The 17,712-nt window shown below is 61.3% G+C and carries 17 protein-coding genes; 5 read left to right on the forward strand and 12 right to left on the reverse strand.

Annotation, left to right across the window (positions count from 1 at the left end; translation table 11 throughout):
* Positions 1-319: 319 nt before the first annotated feature.
* The 4 genes from tcyN to CXQ82_RS01280 form a co-directional block, all read right to left on the reverse strand.
* Positions 320-1,066 carry an L-cystine ABC transporter ATP-binding protein TcyN gene (tcyN, locus tag CXQ82_RS01265; RefSeq protein WP_101265420.1) on the reverse strand — a complete coding sequence of 249 codons (747 nt, stop codon included), beginning with the start codon at positions 1,064-1,066 and terminating at the stop codon, positions 320-322.
* A gap of 3 nt (positions 1,067-1,069) precedes the next feature.
* On the reverse strand, positions 1,070-1,735 hold the full coding sequence (gene tcyL, locus CXQ82_RS01270) for a cystine ABC transporter permease (protein ID WP_101265422.1): 666 nt from the start codon (positions 1,733-1,735) through the stop codon (positions 1,070-1,072).
* Positions 1,735-2,529, reverse strand: coding sequence for a cystine ABC transporter substrate-binding protein (gene tcyJ, locus CXQ82_RS01275; RefSeq protein ID WP_101265424.1), 795 nt, complete (start codon positions 2,527-2,529; stop codon positions 1,735-1,737). Before tcyJ ends, tcyL begins: the two co-directional genes overlap by 1 nt.
* 252 nt (positions 2,530-2,781) lie before the next feature.
* The gene (locus CXQ82_RS01280) at positions 2,782-3,777 is read right to left on the reverse strand and encodes a D-cysteine desulfhydrase (protein ID WP_101265426.1); all 996 of its coding nucleotides are present in this window, start codon (positions 3,775-3,777) and stop codon (positions 2,782-2,784) included.
* Between the two features lie 166 nt (positions 3,778-3,943).
* Here CXQ82_RS01280 and epsC point away from each other — a divergent pair, with 166 nt between their 5' ends.
* Complete coding sequence (epsC, locus tag CXQ82_RS01285) at positions 3,944-4,870, forward strand: serine O-acetyltransferase EpsC (protein ID WP_101265428.1); 927 nt, start codon at positions 3,944-3,946, stop codon at positions 4,868-4,870.
* A gap of 401 nt (positions 4,871-5,271) precedes the next feature.
* Positions 5,272-7,233, forward strand: a complete 1,962-nt coding sequence (betT, locus tag CXQ82_RS01290) for a choline transporter BetT (protein ID WP_164444845.1) — start codon at positions 5,272-5,274, stop codon at positions 7,231-7,233.
* Positions 7,234-7,236: 3 nt separating this feature from the next.
* Here betT and CXQ82_RS01295 read toward each other — a convergent pair whose 3' ends face one another.
* From CXQ82_RS01295 to CXQ82_RS01305, 3 genes are read right to left on the reverse strand one after another with little or no spacing between them, the layout of a single operon-like run.
* Positions 7,237-7,485, reverse strand: a complete 249-nt coding sequence (locus CXQ82_RS01295) for a hypothetical protein (RefSeq protein WP_101265432.1) — start codon at positions 7,483-7,485, stop codon at positions 7,237-7,239.
* A gap of 3 nt (positions 7,486-7,488) precedes the next feature.
* Positions 7,489-7,953 carry a DoxX family protein gene (locus CXQ82_RS01300; protein ID WP_101265434.1) on the reverse strand — a complete coding sequence of 155 codons (465 nt, stop codon included), beginning with the start codon at positions 7,951-7,953 and terminating at the stop codon, positions 7,489-7,491.
* A 28-nt stretch (positions 7,954-7,981) separates the two neighbouring features.
* On the reverse strand, positions 7,982-8,713 hold the full coding sequence (locus CXQ82_RS01305; protein WP_101265436.1) for an SDR family oxidoreductase: 732 nt from the start codon (positions 8,711-8,713) through the stop codon (positions 7,982-7,984).
* Between the two features lie 112 nt (positions 8,714-8,825).
* On the opposite strand from CXQ82_RS01305, the gene CXQ82_RS01310 reads away from it, so the two are divergent.
* The 3 genes from CXQ82_RS01310 to mgrA all read left to right on the forward strand — a co-directional run bounded on the left by CXQ82_RS01310 (position 8,826) and on the right by mgrA (position 12,352).
* Positions 8,826-9,716 carry a LysR family transcriptional regulator gene (locus CXQ82_RS01310; protein WP_101265438.1) on the forward strand — a complete coding sequence of 297 codons (891 nt, stop codon included), beginning with the start codon at positions 8,826-8,828 and terminating at the stop codon, positions 9,714-9,716.
* A gap of 161 nt (positions 9,717-9,877) precedes the next feature.
* A complete protein-coding gene (locus CXQ82_RS01315) occupies positions 9,878-11,206 on the forward strand; it encodes an OprD family outer membrane porin (RefSeq protein WP_101265440.1) in 1,329 nt (442 codons plus the stop codon).
* Positions 11,207-11,314: 108 nt separating this feature from the next.
* Positions 11,315-12,352 carry an L-glyceraldehyde 3-phosphate reductase gene (gene mgrA / locus CXQ82_RS01320; RefSeq protein WP_010214105.1) on the forward strand — a complete coding sequence of 346 codons (1,038 nt, stop codon included), beginning with the start codon at positions 11,315-11,317 and terminating at the stop codon, positions 12,350-12,352.
* Positions 12,353-12,423: 71 nt separating this feature from the next.
* On the opposite strand, the gene tauD is transcribed toward mgrA, so the two are convergent.
* From tauD to gshA, 5 genes are all read right to left on the reverse strand, one after another.
* The gene (tauD, locus tag CXQ82_RS01325) at positions 12,424-13,260 is read right to left on the reverse strand and encodes a taurine dioxygenase (protein ID WP_101265442.1); all 837 of its coding nucleotides are present in this window, start codon (positions 13,258-13,260) and stop codon (positions 12,424-12,426) included.
* Positions 13,261-13,271: 11 nt separating this feature from the next.
* Positions 13,272-14,108 (reverse strand): taurine ABC transporter permease TauC, encoded by an 837-nt coding sequence (gene tauC, locus CXQ82_RS01330; RefSeq protein WP_101265445.1) that lies wholly within the window; start codon positions 14,106-14,108, stop codon positions 13,272-13,274.
* On the reverse strand, positions 14,105-14,884 hold the full coding sequence (tauB, locus tag CXQ82_RS01335) for a taurine ABC transporter ATP-binding subunit (RefSeq protein ID WP_101265447.1): 780 nt from the start codon (positions 14,882-14,884) through the stop codon (positions 14,105-14,107). Before tauB ends, tauC begins: the two co-directional genes overlap by 4 nt.
* 17 nt (positions 14,885-14,901) lie before the next feature.
* A complete protein-coding gene (gene tauA / locus CXQ82_RS01340; RefSeq protein WP_101265449.1) occupies positions 14,902-15,879 on the reverse strand; it encodes a taurine ABC transporter substrate-binding protein in 978 nt (325 codons plus the stop codon).
* 246 nt (positions 15,880-16,125) lie between these two features.
* Positions 16,126-17,709, reverse strand: a complete 1,584-nt coding sequence (gshA, locus tag CXQ82_RS01345; RefSeq protein WP_101265451.1) for a glutamate--cysteine ligase — start codon at positions 17,707-17,709, stop codon at positions 16,126-16,128.
* Between the last annotated feature and the right edge of the window lie 3 nt (positions 17,710-17,712).

The raw sequence follows: 17,712 nt of genomic DNA on the forward strand, positions 1-17,712 counted from the left end.
GGCCGAAAGAAACGATTCAGTGAGTAGCCGGGATAGGATCCAATCCTCTGAGTGCTAGATAAGAGGGTTGTCCAAGGAGCGTCAATGGCGGCAAAGGGCTAAACGGCGGGTTGGCGCGGATTCAGAAGGGTCTGACTGGGAAGGGGATTTTAAGAGGGCGGCGGCGGGGTGTTTTACGACTGCGTGCGAGGACTTCCCGTAGGAACACTGATTTGTGGCGAGGGAGCTTGCTCCCGTTGGGCTGCGAAGCGGCCCCAGCATTTTTGGGAGCGCTTCGCACTCCAACGGGAGCAAGCTCCCTCGCTACAATTAAGCGGTGTCAGTGCGCGAGGAATTTGCTCAGGAACTGCTTGGTGCGCTCTTCCCTGGGGTTAGCGAACAACGCCTTGGCTTCGCCTTGTTCCACGATCACGCCCTTGTCGAAAAAGATCACCCGGTTGGCCACATCCCGGGCAAAGCTCATTTCGTGGGTGACGATGACCATGGTGCGGTTTTCTTCGGCGAGGCTGCGAATGGTCGCCAGCACTTCGCCCACCAGTTCCGGGTCCAGCGCCGAGGTGGGTTCGTCAAACAGAATCACCTCCGGCTCCATGGCCAATGCACGCGCAATCGCCACGCGCTGCTGCTGGCCGCCCGACAGGCGCCGTGGGTAGGCGTCTTCCTTGCCCGCCAGGCCAACCCTGGCCAGTAGCTTGCGGCCCAGGGCCTCAGCGGCCTGGCGTGGCATCTTCTTGACCACGGTGGGCCCTTCGATGACATTTTCCAGTGCGGTACGGTGAGGGAACAGGTTGAAGTTCTGGAACACAAAACCCACGTGCTGGCGCAAGCGCCGCACCAGGCTCTGCTGCTGGTTGATCGGTTTGCTGCTGTCGATCTCGATGTCGCCGACCTTGATGCGCCCGCTGGTAGGCTGCTCGAGGAAGTTCAGGCAGCGCAGGAAGGTGGTCTTGCCGGAACCGCTGGGGCCGATGATGGCGACGACTTCGCCCGCCTTGACCTCAAGGTCGATGCCGTTGAGCACCACCTGACCCTTGAATTGTTTGGTCAGTTTTTCAACCACGATCATGCTTCAAGACTCCAGGTCATGCCGGTTGACCCGGTCTTCCAGACGATTTTGCAAATGCGCCAGGATGCTCGCCAGGATCCAGTAGATCAGGGCTGCGGACAGATACATGGTGAAGATTTCAAAGGTACGCGCCGACACCAATTGCGCCTGGCGGAACAGTTCGGGTACCTGGATGGTGGCGGCCAGCGCCGTGTCCTTGACCAGCGAAATAAAGCTGTTGCCCAGCGGCGGTAAAGCCGTGCGCATGGCCTGCGGCAGGATGGCCCGGCGCAGGGTCTGCGCACGGGTCATGCCGATACTGGCTGCAGCTTCCCACTGGCCGCGCTCGATGGAGCTGATGGCGGCACGCAGGATTTCACAGGCGTAAGCAGCCATGTTCAGCGAAAAGCCGATCATGGCTGCCGGGATCGGATCCAGCTCGATGCCCACTTGCGGCAAGCCGTAGTAGATCAAAAACAGCTGTACCAGCAAGGGCGTGCCGCGAAAGAACGACACGTAGACGCGGGCGATCCAGCTGACCAGCTTGAAGCGCGAAAGGCGCATCAAGGCCAGGCCGAAGCCCAGCAGCAAGCCGAAAAACATCCCGCCAAGGCTAAGAATCACCGTGTAGTACGCGCCCTTGAGCAGAAAGGGCGCGGAGTCCAGCGCGAGTTGGAAACCTGCTTCCATTATTGAGTGACGTCAGCGTTGAAGTACTTCTCGGACAGCTTCTTCAAGGTGCCGTCGGCGCGCAGTTTGTCGAGGGCCTTGTTCACGGCGTCGAGCAGTTCAGGCTCGCCTTTGCGCAGGGCGATCCCGGCTTCCTGGCGCGAGAAAGCGTCGCCGGCAGCGGCGGTGTCCGGGGCTTTCTTGGCGTATTCCAGGGCGGCCAGGCGGTCGATCAGGATGGCGTCGATACGGCCGATGCGCAGGTCCTGGAACTTGGTTGGGTCATCGTTATAGGTCTTGATGATGGCTTTGGGTTGGTTGTCCTTGAGCCATTGCTCGTAGTTGGTACCCAGCCCCACACCGACTTTCTTGCCGGCCAGGTCGTCGGCGGTCTTGATCGCGTCGACGTTCTTCTTCAGTACCAGCGCCTGGATCCCGGATACGGTGTAAGGCTTGGAGAAATCGTACTTCTTCTTGCGCTCTTCAGAGATGGTGACCTGGTTGACCACCGCGTCCAGACGCTTGGATTCCAGGGCGGCGAGGATGCCGTCCCATGGCGTGGCTTGCAGCTTGACCTTCACGCCCAGCTCCTTGGCCAGCGCTTCGGACAACTCAACTTCGAAACCGCTGAGCTTGCCGCTTTCATCGACAAAGCTGAACGGAGGGTAGGTGCCTTCCAGGCCGATCTTGATCTCGCCGGCCTTTTTGATGTTGCCCAGTTGCTCACCGGCAACGGCCTGGCCCAGCATGCCGGCGCCGAGCGCCAGGCCCAAAGTACCAACGAGTAATGTGCGACGCAGTACAGAAATAGTCATGAAGAGCCCCTGTGTTTTTTATGTTGAGCGAAGCAGGTGACGCAGTAGTCGTATCCTGCCTTAAAAGCGCGGTGTGTGGGAGCGGGCTTGCTCGCGAATGTATCGACGCGGTGATCAAGCGCTGACCGCGTCGTTTGTATCGCCAACATATTCGCCTACGGCGCGACTATAAAGACAGTTTTTAAGACTTGAAAATAATATAAATCTTTTTTAATATTCCATTTGGAAATATTAAACGGGCCCAATGTGTATTCAGTTAAACACTGCGTCATAGGCAAACAGCGCCGGCGCGCCGCCGGTGTGCAGGAAAATGATCGGGCCGTCCTCAAAGCGTTGGCGCCCGATGCCATCCAGCAACCCGGCCATGGCCTTGCCTGTATAAACAGGGTCGAGCAACAGACCTTCCTGGCTCGCCAGAAGTTTTATCGCCGATAAGGTACCGGCATTCGGCTCGCCATAACGCGGGCCAAAATACTCGTCCCACAGGATCACCTTGAAGGCGTCGGGAATATCCACACCGAGCAGCTCGGCCGTACGCTCGGCCAGCCCCTGGACTTTCGGGCGCTGGGCTTCGTCGGTGCGCGAGACGGTCACGCCAATCACCGGAAGGTTTGGCAGCACTTCACTCAATGCCAAGGCCAGGCCGCTGTGCGTGCCGGCACTGCCGGAGGCCAGCACTACGGCGGCGAACTCCAGGCCACTGTCTTCGATCTGCGCGGCCAGTTCCAACCCGGCGCGCACATAGCCGAGGGCGCCGAGCGCGTTGGAGCCGCCGATGGGCACCAGGTAGGGTTTCTTGCCGTTGCTGCGCAGTCGGTCGGCGAGGGCATTGAGCTGGTCGTCAACGTTGTCGAGGTTTTCCACCAGCTCTACCTTGGCGTCGAACAGCTCCAGCAGCAGGCGGTTGCCGTTGCCCAGGTAGTTGGGGTCGTCGGTGCCGGTGGGGTTTTCCAGCAGGGCGACGCAGCCCAGGCCGAGTTTGGCGGCAAGGGCCGCGGTCTGGCGCACGTGGTTGGACTGGATGGCACCGGCGGTGACAAGGGTATCGGCGCCCTGGGCGACGGCATCGGCCGCCAGGTATTCGAGCTTGCGCAGCTTGTTGCCGCCCATGGCCAGGGGCGTGGTGTCGTCGCGCTTGACGTAGATATCCCTGCCCAACCAGGCCGACAGCCGCTCAAGTTTTTCCAGGGCAGTGGCGCCGCCCAGCAGTTCCAGGCGGTTAAAACGGTCGAGCTGTTGTTTGATCATGGCTACGCACGGTTGATTGAGTATGGGCCGACTATAGGCAGGCACTTTTCATCGGGCAACTGACAATCGCTTATGTCGGATGGTTCTTAGCATCACACCATTGGTTCTTAAGGGCCGCCAGGGTGCATACCGTAAAGTGATGGCCATTTCGTCAGGAGTGAATACCGTGAGTGAGCGTTCCAGCCATTGGCAATTACAGACCATCGTCAGCCAACTGCGTAGCGCCCGGGACCAGTGGCGAACGCGCAATGGCCGCTTAAGCGGCGAGCACGGCGGCCGTGAGTTGCCGTCGCGCGAAGCGGTGGCGCAGATTCTTGAGTCGCTGTGCGGCGCATTGTTTCCGATGCGCCTGGGGCCGGTTGACCTGCGCGAAGAAAGTGAAGATTTCTACGTCGGCCATACCCTCGATGTGGCACTCAATGCCTTGCTCGCACAGGCACGCCTGGAGCTGCGCTACGCCGCGCGCCAAGGCGGCCAGGACGACAGCGCCGTCGACGCCCATGCCATCCGCCTGATCCAGGATTTCGCCCTGGCCCTGCCGTCCCTGCGCAGCCTGCTGGACACTGACGTGCTGGCCGCCTACCACGGCGACCCGGCCGCGCGCAGCGTCGATGAAGTGCTGCTGTGCTACCCGGGGATCCTGGCGGTGATTCACCATCGCCTGGCGCACCATCTGTATCGCGCGGGTTTGCCGCTGTTGGCGCGGATCAGCGCGGAAATCGCGCACTCGGCCACCGGTATCGATATCCACCCCGGCGCGCAGATCGGCCCGAGTTTCTTTATCGACCACGGGACCGGTGTGGTCATCGGCGAAACCGCAATCATCGGCGAGCGTGTGCGCATCTACCAGGCCGTGACCCTGGGCGCCAAGCGCTTCCCGGCGGATGAGGATGGGCAATTGCAGAAGGGCCATCCGCGCCACCCGATTGTCGAGGACGATGTGGTGATCTACGCCGGGGCGACGATCCTGGGGCGTATCACCATCGGCAAGGGCTCGACCATCGGCGGCAACGTGTGGCTGACCCGCAGCGTGCCGGCGGCGGCGAATATCACGCAGGCGAACTTGCAGCTCGAGGATGGCGCGCAGAAGTAAAAAACCTGCACAAATCCAATGTGGGAGGGGGCTTGCCCCCGATAGCGGAGTGTCAGTCAGCTCACCTGATACTGATGCACCGCCATCGGGGGCAAGCTTCCTCCCACATTTTGACTGCATTCCAAATCCAACCCGTAATCGCTGAACGATTTGCCTCCCTTACCCGTCATACCTTTCCTTGAGCTAGTGTAGGAATTGTCTACCACTCAGCCCTGCGATTAGTCCAAAACCGCCTATCCATGTTTAACTTGAATGTTCGTTCAAGTTAAACCGGTGGTTCGCTGCCCGCTCACAACAGGAGGCTTACCTTTGCTGAGTCCGTTATTTACAGCCACATTCCCAACCCTCGGGGTGCATCGTTCATGAGTGCATCGTCCACCCCACCCAGCGGCCAAGTGCGCATGAATGCGCCGGTCTTCTACTTTGCGGCCACCGCAATCCTGCTGTTTGGCCTCACTGTCATCGCGATCCCGCAACAGGCCGGCGCCTGGCTGCTGGCCGCGCAAAACTGGGCGGCCAATACGGTCGGCTGGTACTACATGCTGGCGATGACCCTGTATCTGGTCTTCGTGGTGGTCACCGCGCTATCGGGCTACGGCAAGATAAAACTCGGTGCCGACCACGACGAGCCCGAATTCAGTTACTTGTCCTGGGCTGGCATGCTGTTCGCGGCCGGGATCAGCATCACGCTGTTCTTCTTCTGCGTCTCCGAGCCGCTGACGCACCTGGTGCAACCGCCCCAGGGCGCGCCGATGAACGCCGACGCTGCGCGCCAGGCCATGCAGATTCTGTTTCTGCACTGGGGCCTGCATGGCTGGGGCGTATTCGCGTTTGTCGGCATGGCCCTGGCGTATTTCGCCTATCGGCATAACCTGCCGCTGGCGTTGCGCTCGGCGCTGTACCCGCTGATCGGCAAGCGCATCAACGGCCCCATCGGTTATGCGGTGGATGGCTTTGGCATTATCGCCACGGTGTTCGGCCTGGGTGCCGACATGGGCTTCGGCGTGCTGCACCTCAACTCCGGCCTGGACTACCTGTTTGGCATTGCCCACACCCAGTGGATCCAGGTGGGCTTGATCACGCTGATGATGGGCGCGGCGATCATCGTCGCCGTGGCCGGCGTCGACAAGGGCGTGCGGGTGATGTCCGACATCAACATGCTGCTGGCCTGTGCGCTGCTGCTGTTCGTGTTGTTCGCCGGGCCTACCCAGCACTTGCTCAACACCCTGATCCAAAACATCGGCGACTACCTGGGCGCGCTGCCGACCAAGAGTTTCGACGTGTACGCCTACGACAAACCCAGCGACTGGCTGGGCGGTTGGACCGTGTTCTACTGGGCCTGGTGGATCGCATGGTCGCCGTTCGTGGGCCTGTTTATTGCGCGGATTTCCCGTGGCCGTACCATCCGTGAATTCGTGTTCGGTGTGCTGCTGATTCCGTTGGGCTTCACCCTGGCGTGGATGTCGATCTTCGGTAACAGCGCCATCGACCAGGTGCTCAACCACGGCATGGCGGCATTGGGTCAGTCGGCCATCGATGACCCTTCGATGAGCCTCTACCTGCTGCTGGAAACCTATCCATGGAGCAAGACGGTGATCGCGGTCACCGTGTTCATCAGCTTCGTGTTCTTCGTCACCTCGGCGGACTCGGGCACCGTGGTGCTGTCCACCCTGTCGTCCAAGGGCGGCAATGCCGATGAAGACGGGCCGAAATGGCTGCGGGTGTTCTGGGGCGCGATGACGGCATTGGTCACCAGTGCGTTGTTGTTTGCCGGCAGTATCGACTCGCTCAAATCAGCGGTGGTGCTGACCTCGTTGCCGTTCTCGCTGATTTTGCTGTTGATGATGTGGGGGCTGCACAAGGCTTTCCATTTGGAGTCGCAAAAGCAGATCGCCCAGTTGCATTCGCTGGCACCGGTTTCGGCTTCGCGCAAAGGCAAAGGTGGCTGGCGCCAGCGTTTGAGCCAGGCCGTGCACTTCCCATCGCGCGATGAGGTGTACCGTTTCCTTGAATCGACGGTGCGCCCGGCGATTGAAGAAGTGACGGCGGTGTTCGTTGAGAAAGGCTTGAGTGTGGTCACCCAGCCGGACCCGGCCAACGACAGCGTCAGCCTGGAAATCGGGCATGGCGAGGAGCACCCGTTTATCTACCAGGTGCAGATGCGCGGCTACTTCACACCGTCCTTCGCCCGTGGCGGCATGGGCTCCAAAGAGCTCAACAACCGCCGCTACTACCGCGCGGAAGTGCACTTGAGTGAGGGCAGCCAGGACTACGACCTAGTGGGCTACACCAAGGAGCAGATCATCAACGACATCCTCGACCAGTACGAGCGGCACCTGCAGTTCCTGCACTTGGTGCGCTAGGGCTCAGGCCCTGATCGCCAGGGCCAGGGCCACCATGGGTATGCCAAATACCACACTGCCGATCACCAGCTCCGATACCAGGGGCTGGCCGGCAGTGACTACCCCGACTGCGCCGTTGACCACGGCAGCGACAGACCAGATCCCCACAAAGCAGTAGGCCAGAATGTGACGGCTGACGCCCAGCCTTTGCCCGAGAAACAGTATCAGGGCGAGCAGGATCAAACCTGCGCTGATCACGAGGGTGGTGTGCATGTTTCAAAGCTCCTTGCCCAGCGCATTGTCCAAGGAGTAGCGGCCCGCGCCGCGAAACACCAGGTAGAACGATAGCAGCGCCATCAGCACCGGGTACTCGATGCCACGGTCGATCCACGGCCAGGTCGGGCCCAGCAGGCAGGTGATGGTCAGCATCTGCACGGTCATCATCGCCGCAATCAGGCGCGTACCGAGGCCAAGGATCAGCAACAGCCCGCCAACAGCTTCCAGTAACGCCACCAGCAGGCCGAACAGTTCCGGCTGCGGCAGGTGCAGCCGGTTCTGGATCAGGTTGATCGAGGCCGCCATCGGGTCGGCCATCGAGCCGTGGGCGTTACCCAGCAACTTGGGCAGGCCGTGGGTCAGCATGATCACGCCGAAGCCAGCGCGCAGCAACGCGTAGGCCAGGGGTTCGGCGGCGCGGTAAAGCGGCGCGAGTGCGGGGATCAACAGGTCGGGACGAGGCATGAGAACGCTCCTTGGCTGCAGGCCGGATTCAGACCAACCCGCCATTGGCGCGGATGATCTGCCCATTGACCCAACCACCGGCCGGGCTCACCAAAAACGACACTACGCGGGCGATATCTTCCGGTTGGCCGAGGCGCTCCAGCGGCGGCATCTTGGCCAGGCCCTGGATCTGCTCTTCGCTCTTGCCGTGCAGGAACAACTCGGTGGCCACCGGGCCTGGGGCCACGGCGTTGACGGTGATGTGGCGGCCGCGCATTTCCTTGGCGAACACTTGGGTCAGGGATTCCACCGCCGCCTTGCTGGCGATGTAAACCGCGTAGCCGGGGAAGTTGAGGCCGACGGTGCTGCTGGAGAAGTTGACGATGCGCCCGCCGTCATTCAGGCGCGTGGCGGCTTCACGCAGGGCGTTGAAGGTGCCACGGGTGTGGATATCGAAATTCTGGTTGTACAGCTCGTCGCTGTGCTGGGCCAGGGGCAGTGTCTTGAGGATGCCGGCGTTGTTGATCAGCACATCGACCTTGCCCAACTGAGCTTCGGTCTCGTCGAACAGGCGCTTGATGTCGGCGGGTTTGGCCACGTCGCCTTGGATCGCTATGGCTTGGTGACCGGCCTGGCGCAGTTCTACCACCAGCTTCGACGCCTCGGTGGCGCTGCTGGCGAAGTTGATGGCCACGGCGTAACCGTCGGCGGCGAGTTGTTTGGCGATGACGGCGCCGATGCCGCGGGAGGCGCCGGTGATGATTGCGACTTGGGTGGCCATGATCAAGGTTCCTTGCGGTGGGTGTGACAGCAGATTCACATGTTTACCCAAGCCGATAAATGCGCCAGAGTTGCCTTGACTGTTCAATAATCGCCAACAATCGGAGCGCTGCGTGGATCAAGTCAAAGCAATGAAAGTGTTTGTGCGCATCTACGAGCGTTCGAGCTTCACGCTCGCGGCCGATGACTTGAACCTGCCCCGCGCGACCCTGACCCACACCCTCAACACGTTCGAAGCCTGGCTGGGCACGCGCCTGCTGGAGCGCAGCACCCGTCGTGTGCGCCCGACCCTGGATGGCGAGGCTTATTACCAACGCTGCGTGCAGTTGCTGGCGGAGTTGGAAGAAGCCGAATTGGCGTTTCGCAGCGTCGCGCCCAAGGGCCGTTTGCGCGTGGATTTGCACGGCACCCTGGCCAAGTATTTTGTGGTGCCGGCGCTGCCGCAATTCATGGCGCGTTACCCGGACATCGAGCTGTCAATCAGCGAGGCGGATCGGTTTGTCGACCTGATCGCCGAAGGCGTGGACTGCGTGCTGCGCGCGGGTACGCTGGGCGACTCCGCGCTGATCGGTCGACGCGTCGCCAACCTGCGCCAGGTGACGTGTGCAAGCCCCGCCTACCTGCACAAATACGGCGAACCCAAAAGCCTTGCCGAGTTGAGTCAACACCGCGCGGTCAACTACGTTTCGCGCACCACGGCCAAGCTGTTTCCGTTCGAATTCATGGTCAACGGCGAGCTGCAGGAAGTGAGTATCGAGGGTGCGCTGTCGGTGTTCGGCGCGGAGATTTATTCCGCCAGTGCGGTGGCCGGATTGGGCATTATCCAGTGCCCGCATTACCGTATGGCCGAGTTGATCGAGCAGGGCGTGATGCGTGAAATTCTCCCAGAAACGCCGCCACCCTTGATGCCGGTGTCGGTGCTTTACCCGCAGAACCGACACATGTCGCCGAGGGTGCGAGTATTCGTCGACTGGCTCGCCGAAATTTTCGAAAATGCCCGCTAAGCCGCGTAATAGAAGGGTTTCTTAAATTTAATTTCATCCGTTCATGCCGCGTTTTGACGCGCAACTGTCATCTGGCCACTGCGTAATTGTGTGAAGCGTTTGACGCTTTCATTTCAGAACAGTGACGGAGACCGGTAACAATGAAGACGTTATTAAGCCCCATGGTGGGTGCCGCCATGGCGAGCTTTATGCTGTCCGCCCATGCCGATTTTATCGATGACAGCCACGCCGACGTGACCCTGCTCAATCGCTATCTCAACCAGCAGGGGCGTGACGTGGTGGGTAGCAATGCCAAGGCCCACAGCATTCGCGATTGGGGCCAGGGGTTCGAGTTCAACTTCAAGTCCGGGTACACCGAAGGGCCGGTTGGCTTCGGTCTGGATCTGCAGGCGTTCTACGGGTTGAAACTCGATTCCGGGGGCGACCTCAACGACAAGGATCACCAAAGCCGCTACCCGGGCAGCATGTTCCCGCTGGACAACGGCAAGTCCGCCGACCAGTTCGGCGTGCTCAGCCCGACATTCAAGATGCGCTTTGCCAAGGATGAATTGCGCATCGGTACGCTGTATGGCAACAACCCGGTGCTGGCCAACACCGATGGCCGCCTGTATCAGCAGACCAATACCGGCGTGCAGTTGGTGTCCAAGGATTTGACCGACTTTACCTTCACCGGCGGCGATATCCTCAAGACCAAGATCCGCAACGAAACCGGTGACCAGGGCATGATCACGGCCGGTGGCACCAAAGAGAGCGATCGCTTCCTGTTCGGCGGGGCGGACTACACCGGCATACACAACACCACGGTCAGCCTGTGGTACTCCAACCTTGAGGATTACTACCAACAGTTCTTCCTCGGCGCCAAGCGCCACGACGCCTTGTCGGTCGGCGCGATCGACACTGACCTGCGTGTGTTCCGCAGCCTGGGTGTGGGCGGCAACGCCGATGGCGACAAAGACTTTGCGGCGGCCGGCCTGTACGGCGACGGCGTGAACAAGGGGCGCATCAACCAGTCCACCGTCAGTCTGTTGGAAAGCTACAGCCTGGACGGCCATACCGTTGGCCTGGGCATCCAGAAAAACAGCGGCGACAGCGACTTCCCGTACCTCGACTCCGGCCTCAACAGCGGCGATAACCGCCAGGGTCCAGGCTCGGGCGCCGACACCCCCGCGCTGACCAACATGCAGTTGAACAAATTCCAGCACGCCGGCGAACGCACCTGGCTGGCGCAATACAAATATGACTTGGGCAAGCTCGGCCTCAACGGCCTGACGTTCTCCGCTGCCTACGCCCATGGCGATGACATCCGCACCGCCCAAGGCACCACCAGCGAATGGGAACGCAACGTCGCCGTGGCTTATCAAGTGCCGACCGGCACCCTCAAAGGTCTCGGCGTGACCTGGAAAAACGCCCACGCCAGCCCGGATATCAGCGGCGCTACCGTGCAAGATGAAAACCGCTTTTATGTCAGCTATGTCGTTCCACTCTGGTAGGAAATTGCTGTAAAACGGAAGGGCAGACTTAAGCGATTCAGCTGGTTAAAAGGCCTGGGAATAACCTTATTCCCAGGCCTTATTTGCCTACGTCCAAGAGAGGATTCGATGACTTACATTGCTGCCGAAAACCGCTATGAATCTATCCCGTATCGCCGCGTAGGCCGCAGTGGGTTGGTGCTGCCTGCACTGTCCCTGGGGCTGTGGCACAACTTTGGCGACAGCACCCCGATCGACACCCAGCGCGCCCTGCTGCGCACCGCGTTCGACCTGGGGATCAACCACTTCGACCTGGCCAACAACTATGGCCCGCCCTACGGCAGCGCCGAGATCAACTTCGGCCGTTTGCTGCGCGAAGACTTCAAGCATTACCGCGACGAATTGATCATCTCCAGCAAGGCCGGCTGGGACATGTGGCCCGGCCCGTATGGGCAGGGCGGCGGCTCGCGCAAATACGTGCTGGCCAGCCTGGACCAGAGCCTGCAACGCCTGGGCGTCGACTATGTGGATATTTTCTACTCCCACCGTTTTGACGCCGACACACCGCTGGAAGAAACCGCCAGCGCGCTCGCCACGGCCGTGCAACAAGGCAAGGCGTTGTACATCGGTATCTCGTCTTATTCCGGGGTAAAAACCCGCGAAATCGCCGCCCTGCTCAAAGAGTGGAAAGTGCCGCTGCTGATCCACCAACCGGCTTACAACCTGCTCAACCGCTGGGTGGAAAAAGACCTGCTGGACACCACCGAAGAACTCGGTGCCGGGGTGATTGCGTTCACGCCGTTGGCCCAAGGGTTGCTGACTGATAAGTACCTCAACGGCGTACCGGCCGATGCGCGGGTGAATCGCCCGGGCGGTGGCTCGCTGCAGGCCAAGCACTTGTCCGAAGCCAACATCGCCCACGTGCGTGCGCTGAATGAGATTGCCCAGCGTCGTGGCCAAAGCCTGGCGCAACTGGCCCTGGCCTGGACCCTGCGTGATCCACGGGTGACCAGCGCACTGATCGGCGCGAGCCGGCCGGAGCAGATCATCGAGAACGTCGGCGCGTTGAAGAACTTGAGCTTCAGTGCGGAAGAACTGGCGGAGATCGATCGGTTTGCGCAGGAAGGCGGGATTAACTTGTGGGAAAAACCATCTACCGCTGAGTAAGCGCGGTCAATGTGGGAGGGGCGGTGCGACGATTCGACTTGCCCCCTCCCACATTTGATTTATGCCAGGCTTCAGAAGGGGATGTCCCCCAAAATCGTCGCCCGATGCATCACCCGCCGTTGCGGCCGGTAGTCATCCACCGCGTAATGCTGCGTCACGCGGTTGTCCCAGAACGCTACGTCATGCTCCTGCCAGCGCCAGCGAATGGTGAACTCCGGCCGGGTCGCGTGGGCGAACAGCAGCTTCAGAATCGCTTCACTCTCGGCTGGTTCCAGCTCGTTGATTTTGGTGGTGAAGCCGTCGCTGACAAACAGTGATTTGCGCCCACTGACCGGATGCGTGCGCACCACCGGGTGCGACAGCGGCGGGTTCTTCTTGCGGGTTTCTTCCCAGCGCGCCAGGTCTTCTGCGGTGTTGCCGAAGCGCTCCAGCGGAAAGGACTTGGTGAAATCGTGAGTCGCGGTGAGGCCATCCAGCAGGCGCTTGAGCGGCTCGGACAAGGCCTCATAGGCCGCAATGCCACTGGCCCACAGCGTGTCACCCCCAAACGCCGGCAGCAGCTTGGCGCTGAGCACCGCGCCGAGGGCGGGGGTCGGTAAAAAGGTCACGTCGGTATGCCAGACCGCGTTGTCGCGCACATCGGTCACGGCGGTGTCGAGGATCAGCACTTCGGGCTGTTCCGGCACGTTGGGGTAGATCGGGTGAATATGCAGGTCGCCAAAATTCGCCGCGAATCGCGCCTGTTGCTGCGGCGTGATCGCTTGGCCTCGAAAGAACAGCACCGAGTGCGTGAGCAACGCCTGTTCGATGGCGTCGCGCTGTTCCAGATTCAACGGTTGAGTGATATCGACGCCACTGATCTGGGCGCCCAGGGCGGTGCTTAATGGGGTAACGGTCAGGCTGCTCATGCGGTTCTCACTCAATGTGCCTGGCCATGCCAGGGCACCAACTTGCGCTGCAGGGCACGCAGGCCCATTTCCATGGCGAAGGCGATCAGGGCGATCACCAGAATCCCCAGCACCACCACATCGGTGACCAGGAACTGCGCTGCCGACTGCACCATAAAACCCAGGCCGCTGGTGGCCGCGATCAGCTCGGCGGCGACCAGCGTCGACCAACCCACGCCCAGGCCGATGCGCACGCCGGTGAGGATGTCGGGCAGGGCGCTGGGCAAGATCACATGGCGAATCAACTGCGCGCGGGTGGCCCCCAGCGACTGCGCGGCACGCAGCTTGGCCGGGTCGACGGTGCGCACGCCGGTCGCGGTGGCGATGGCAATGGGCGCGAAGATCGCCAGGTAAATCAGCAGCACCTTGGACAGCTCGCCGATGCCGCACCAGATCACGATCAACGGCAAGTAGGCCAGTGGCGGGATCGGCCGGTAGAACTCGATCAGCGGGTCGAGAATGCCACGCGCAATGCGGTTGGAACCGATGGCGATCCCCACCGGCACGGCGGTGAGTACCGCAAAACCCAGGCCCAGGCCGATACGGCTGAGGCTCGCGCCCAGGTGCTGCCACAAGGTGGAATCCATGTAGCCGGTGGTCGCCAACAGCCAGCCTTTTTGCAGCACGGCGGACGGCGGCGGCAGGAACAGCGGTTCGATCAGCCCGGTGGCGGTCACGGCCCACCAGAGCGCCAGCAGGGCGAATAGCGTCAACAGACTGATCCAGCGTGTGCTCAGGCGGCGACGCAGCGGGATAACCGCGTGCGCCACCGGCTTGGCGGCGGTGGCGGGGAGTTCGTAGCTGCTCATGCGGACACCTGCCGTTGCGAGAACACTTTGCCCAGCACGTGTTCGCGGGTTTCGATAAAGCGTGGGTCGGACTTGATCGCCCGTGCCGATTCACCGGCGGCGTAGCGTTGGCCGAAATCCAGCTGCAGGCGTTCGACGATCTGGCCTGGGTTGGGCGCCAACAGGATCAGGTCGGTGGCGAGGAACACCGCTTCTTCAATGTCATGGGTAATCAGGAACACCGGTTTGGCCGTGCGCCGCCAGACTTGCAGCAGCAGCTCTTGCATCTGTTCGCGGGTGAACGCATCGAGGGCGCCGAAGGGCTCGTCCATCAGCAATACGCGTGGGTCGGCCGCCAGGGCGCGGGCCAAGCCGACGCGCTGCTTCTGGCCGCCGGAAAGCTGCCAGATGCGGCGGCTGTCGAAACCAGCCAGGTCGACCAGGGCCAGCATCTCCCGGGCGCGAATTTCACGTTGCGCCTTGGGCACACCGGCCAGCTCCAGGCCGAAGCCGACATTGGCCAGCACGTCCTGCCAGGGCAGCAGGGCGTCGTCCTGGAACACCACGCCGCGTTCGGCGCTGGGCCCTTTGACCGGCACACCGTCGAGGGTAATGCGCCCGGCGGAAGGTTCGACAAAACCGGCGATCAGGTTCAACAGCGAAGTCTTGCCACTGCCGGACGGGCCGAGGGCGACCAGCAATTGCTGGGGCCCGAGGTCGAGTGAAATGTCAGACAGTACCGGTTGTGTGGCGCCTGGGTACTGTGCGCTGATGCGCTCCAGTTGTAGCAAGGCCATCGCGATGAACTCCCGAATCAGTTAGTGATGAACTTGGCGCTGACATAAGGGGCGTAGTCCGGCAGCACGGCGTCGACCTTGCCTTGTTCCTTCAAGAACGCAGCGGTGTCGGTCACGGCCTTAGTGGTCGGTGCGCCCAGCAGGGTCACCTGGTCAGCGGCCAGCGGGTAGACGTTGCCTTGCAGCAGCAATGGGATGTCAGTGGCTTTGGCGCCGGAGAGCTTCACCAGCTTGTCGACGTTGCCCTTATCGGCCAGCCAGGCTTGTGGGTCTTTGCGGTAGGCGGCGTAGGCGTCCAGAGTGACCTTGGCGAAAGCTGTGACGATTTCCGGGTGCTTCTCGGCAAAATCCTTACGCACGATCCACGCATCGAAGGTCGGCGCGCCAAACTTGGCCAGCTCGCCGGAGGTGATCAGCACTTTGCCGTTTTCCTTGGCCACGCCCAGGGCTGGGTCCCACACGTAAGTGGCGTCGATATCGCCACGCTTCCACGCGGCGATGATGGCCGGTGGTGCGAGGTTGAGGATGGTGACTTTAGACGGGTCGATGTTCCAGTGCTTCAGCGCGGCCAGCAGGCTGTAGTGGCCGGTGGACACGAACGGCACGGCGACTTTCTTGCCGATCAGGTCCTGCGGGCTGTTGATCCCCGAACCGTTACGCGCCACCAGGGCTTCGGCACCGCCGATCTGGGTGGCGACGAGGAAGGTTTCCACCGGCACCTTGCGGGTGATGGCGGCGGTCAGTGGGCTGGAACCGAGGTAGCCGATCTGCACGTCACCGGAAGCGATGGCGGCAATGATGTCGGCACCATTGTCGAATTTGCGCCAGTCGATCTTGGCGTTAGTGGCTTTTTCGTACGCGCCATCGGCCTGGGCGACTTTCGCCGGGTCCACGGTGGTCTGGTAGGCAATGGTCACATCCGCCGCCTGGGCAAACAGGCTGGCACCGGCCAGGGACAATGCGGCCAGGAGGCGCAGAGGGGTAAGCAGTTTCAAGGGGAAGCTCCTCAATCAGGCGGCCGAGGGTCGGCGTGTGAGGAGACTAAATGATCTAAGAATCAGAAAATAAATAACATTTTCGAATTAGCTTATTAGAAGAAGTGAACCTGAATCTTGAGCGCGCATAGGCCAAATGTGGGAGCGGTCTTGCTCGCGAATGCGGTGGGTCAGTCGATACATCTGGCGACTGACATTCCGCATTCGCGAGCAAGCCCGCTCCCACAGGTTTTTTTGCGTAAGGCTTTAGTTACTGATCGCCAGAATGCTCGCCTGGTACGACCCGACAAACACATCAAAATCGCCCACTTCGTTCTGCTCCAGCTCCGCCTGCTGGGCCAACGATTTACGCGCCAGCTCTTCAAAGTGTGCCTGCTCTTCGGCCGGCAACGGCTCTTTGCGGAAATGCTCGGCATGCACCTCGCTCTGATGCAGGGAGAACTGCGCAAAACTCTCTTTGCGCTCGGCCATCGCCGCCAGCACCTGGGCTGAAGGGGTCAGGGACGAGTCCTTGATCTTGGCCAGCTGGGCGTCGAGTGCTTGGCTGTGTTCGTGGATGCCGTGGCTCTCATCCAGCAAGGCCGCCAACGGTGCGATTTTTTCCAGCAGCTCCGTGGCCCATTCCTTCATGTCCACCGCTGCGCCGTCGCGCTGCAATTGCAAGCCCGGGCGGCGGCCTTCCTTGACTACGCTGAGGAAGTTGGACGTGGCGTTACCACAGGCGTTGTTGGCGAACTGCGGGCTGTCGTTCAGTGCGCAGTACAGCAGGAAGGCGTCGAGGAAACGCGACTCCGGCAGGTCGATACCCATCGGCAGGAACGGGTTGATGTCCAGGCAGCGCACTTCGATGTACTGGATGCCACGGGCCATCAGCGCCTGGATCGGCCGCTCGCCGGTGTAGGTCACACGCTTGGGGCGGATGTTGGAGTAGTACTCGTTTTCGATCTGCAGGATGTTGGTGTTGAGCTGAACCCACTCACCGTCCTTGTGCGTGCCGACTTCGACGTACGGCGCGTAGGGCGTTGCCACCGCTTCACGCAGGCTGTCGGTGTAGCTGCTCAGGTCGTTGTAGCACGGCGTAAGCCCGGCCTGGGCGTTGCTCTGGTAACCCAGGTCACTCATGCGCAGGCTGGTGGCGTATGGCAGGTAGAGCGTGTCGGCGTCCAATACTTCCAACTGGTGCGAACGGCCGCGCAGGAAACCCGCGTCCAGCGCCGGCGAGGCACCGAACAGGTACATCAGCAACCAGCTGTAGCGGCGGAAGTTACGGATCAGCGCGATATAAGCGTTGGACTGGTAGTCGCGGTCGGTGCCGACAAAGCCTTCGGCTTCCTTGAGCAATGGCCACAGCTGTTCCGGCAGGGAAAAGTTGTAGTGGATGCCCGCGATGCACTGCATGGTCTTGCCGTAACGCAGGGCCAGGCCTTTGCGATACACGTACTTGAGCTGTCCGATATTGGAGGTGCCGTAGTAGGCAATCGGAATATCTTCCTCGGCCGGCAACGGGCACGGCATCGAGGGGCTCCACAGGTATTCACTGCCGAGCTTGGTGTAGGCAAAGCGATGGATCTTGTCCAGGCTGCTCAGGGTATCGGCCGGGTTGGGCAGGGCTGGGGTGATGAACTCCAGCAGCGATTCCGAGTAGTCGGTGGTGATCTGTTCATGGGTCAACGCGGCGCCCAGGGCCTCGGGGTGCGGCGTTTGTGCCAGGCGACCCTCGGCGGTGACGCGTAGGCATTCACGCTCGATGCCGTGCAAGCAGTGCTCTAGCAGGGAGAGGTGTTCGCGCTTGCCGAGCAGGGCCAGGCGGCGGTTGAGAAGTTCGCTCAAGTT

The sequence above is a fragment of the Pseudomonas sp. S09G 359 genome, from assembly GCF_002843605.1.
GTDB lineage: Bacteria > Pseudomonadota > Gammaproteobacteria > Pseudomonadales > Pseudomonadaceae > Aquipseudomonas.

Bases quoted from the DNA above. Each gene is read 5' to 3' on its own strand.
- tcyN (WP_101265420.1), bottom strand. From the start codon at position 1,066: ATGATCGTGGTTGAAAAACTGACCAAACAATTCAAGGGTCAGGTGGTG.
- tcyL (WP_101265422.1), bottom strand. From the start codon at position 1,735: ATGGAAGCAGGTTTCCAACTCGCGCTGGACTCCGCGCCCTTTCTGCTC.
- tcyJ (WP_101265424.1), bottom strand. From the start codon at position 2,529: ATGACTATTTCTGTACTGCGTCGCACATTACTCGTTGGTACTTTGGGC.
- CXQ82_RS01280 (WP_101265426.1), bottom strand. From the start codon at position 3,777: ATGATCAAACAACAGCTCGACCGTTTTAACCGCCTGGAACTGCTGGGC.
- betT (WP_164444845.1), top strand. From the start codon at position 5,272: ATGAATGCGCCGGTCTTCTACTTTGCGGCCACCGCAATCCTGCTGTTT.
- CXQ82_RS01295 (WP_101265432.1), bottom strand. From the start codon at position 7,485: ATGCACACCACCCTCGTGATCAGCGCAGGTTTGATCCTGCTCGCCCTG.
- CXQ82_RS01300 (WP_101265434.1), bottom strand. From the start codon at position 7,953: ATGCCTCGTCCCGACCTGTTGATCCCCGCACTCGCGCCGCTTTACCGC.
- CXQ82_RS01305 (WP_101265436.1), bottom strand. From the start codon at position 8,713: ATGGCCACCCAAGTCGCAATCATCACCGGCGCCTCCCGCGGCATCGGC.
- CXQ82_RS01315 (WP_101265440.1), top strand. From the start codon at position 9,878: ATGGTGGGTGCCGCCATGGCGAGCTTTATGCTGTCCGCCCATGCCGAT.
- mgrA (WP_010214105.1), top strand. From the start codon at position 11,315: ATGACTTACATTGCTGCCGAAAACCGCTATGAATCTATCCCGTATCGC.
- tauD (WP_101265442.1), bottom strand. From the start codon at position 13,260: ATGAGCAGCCTGACCGTTACCCCATTAAGCACCGCCCTGGGCGCCCAG.
- tauC (WP_101265445.1), bottom strand. From the start codon at position 14,108: ATGAGCAGCTACGAACTCCCCGCCACCGCCGCCAAGCCGGTGGCGCAC.
- tauB (WP_101265447.1), bottom strand. From the start codon at position 14,884: ATGGCCTTGCTACAACTGGAGCGCATCAGCGCACAGTACCCAGGCGCC.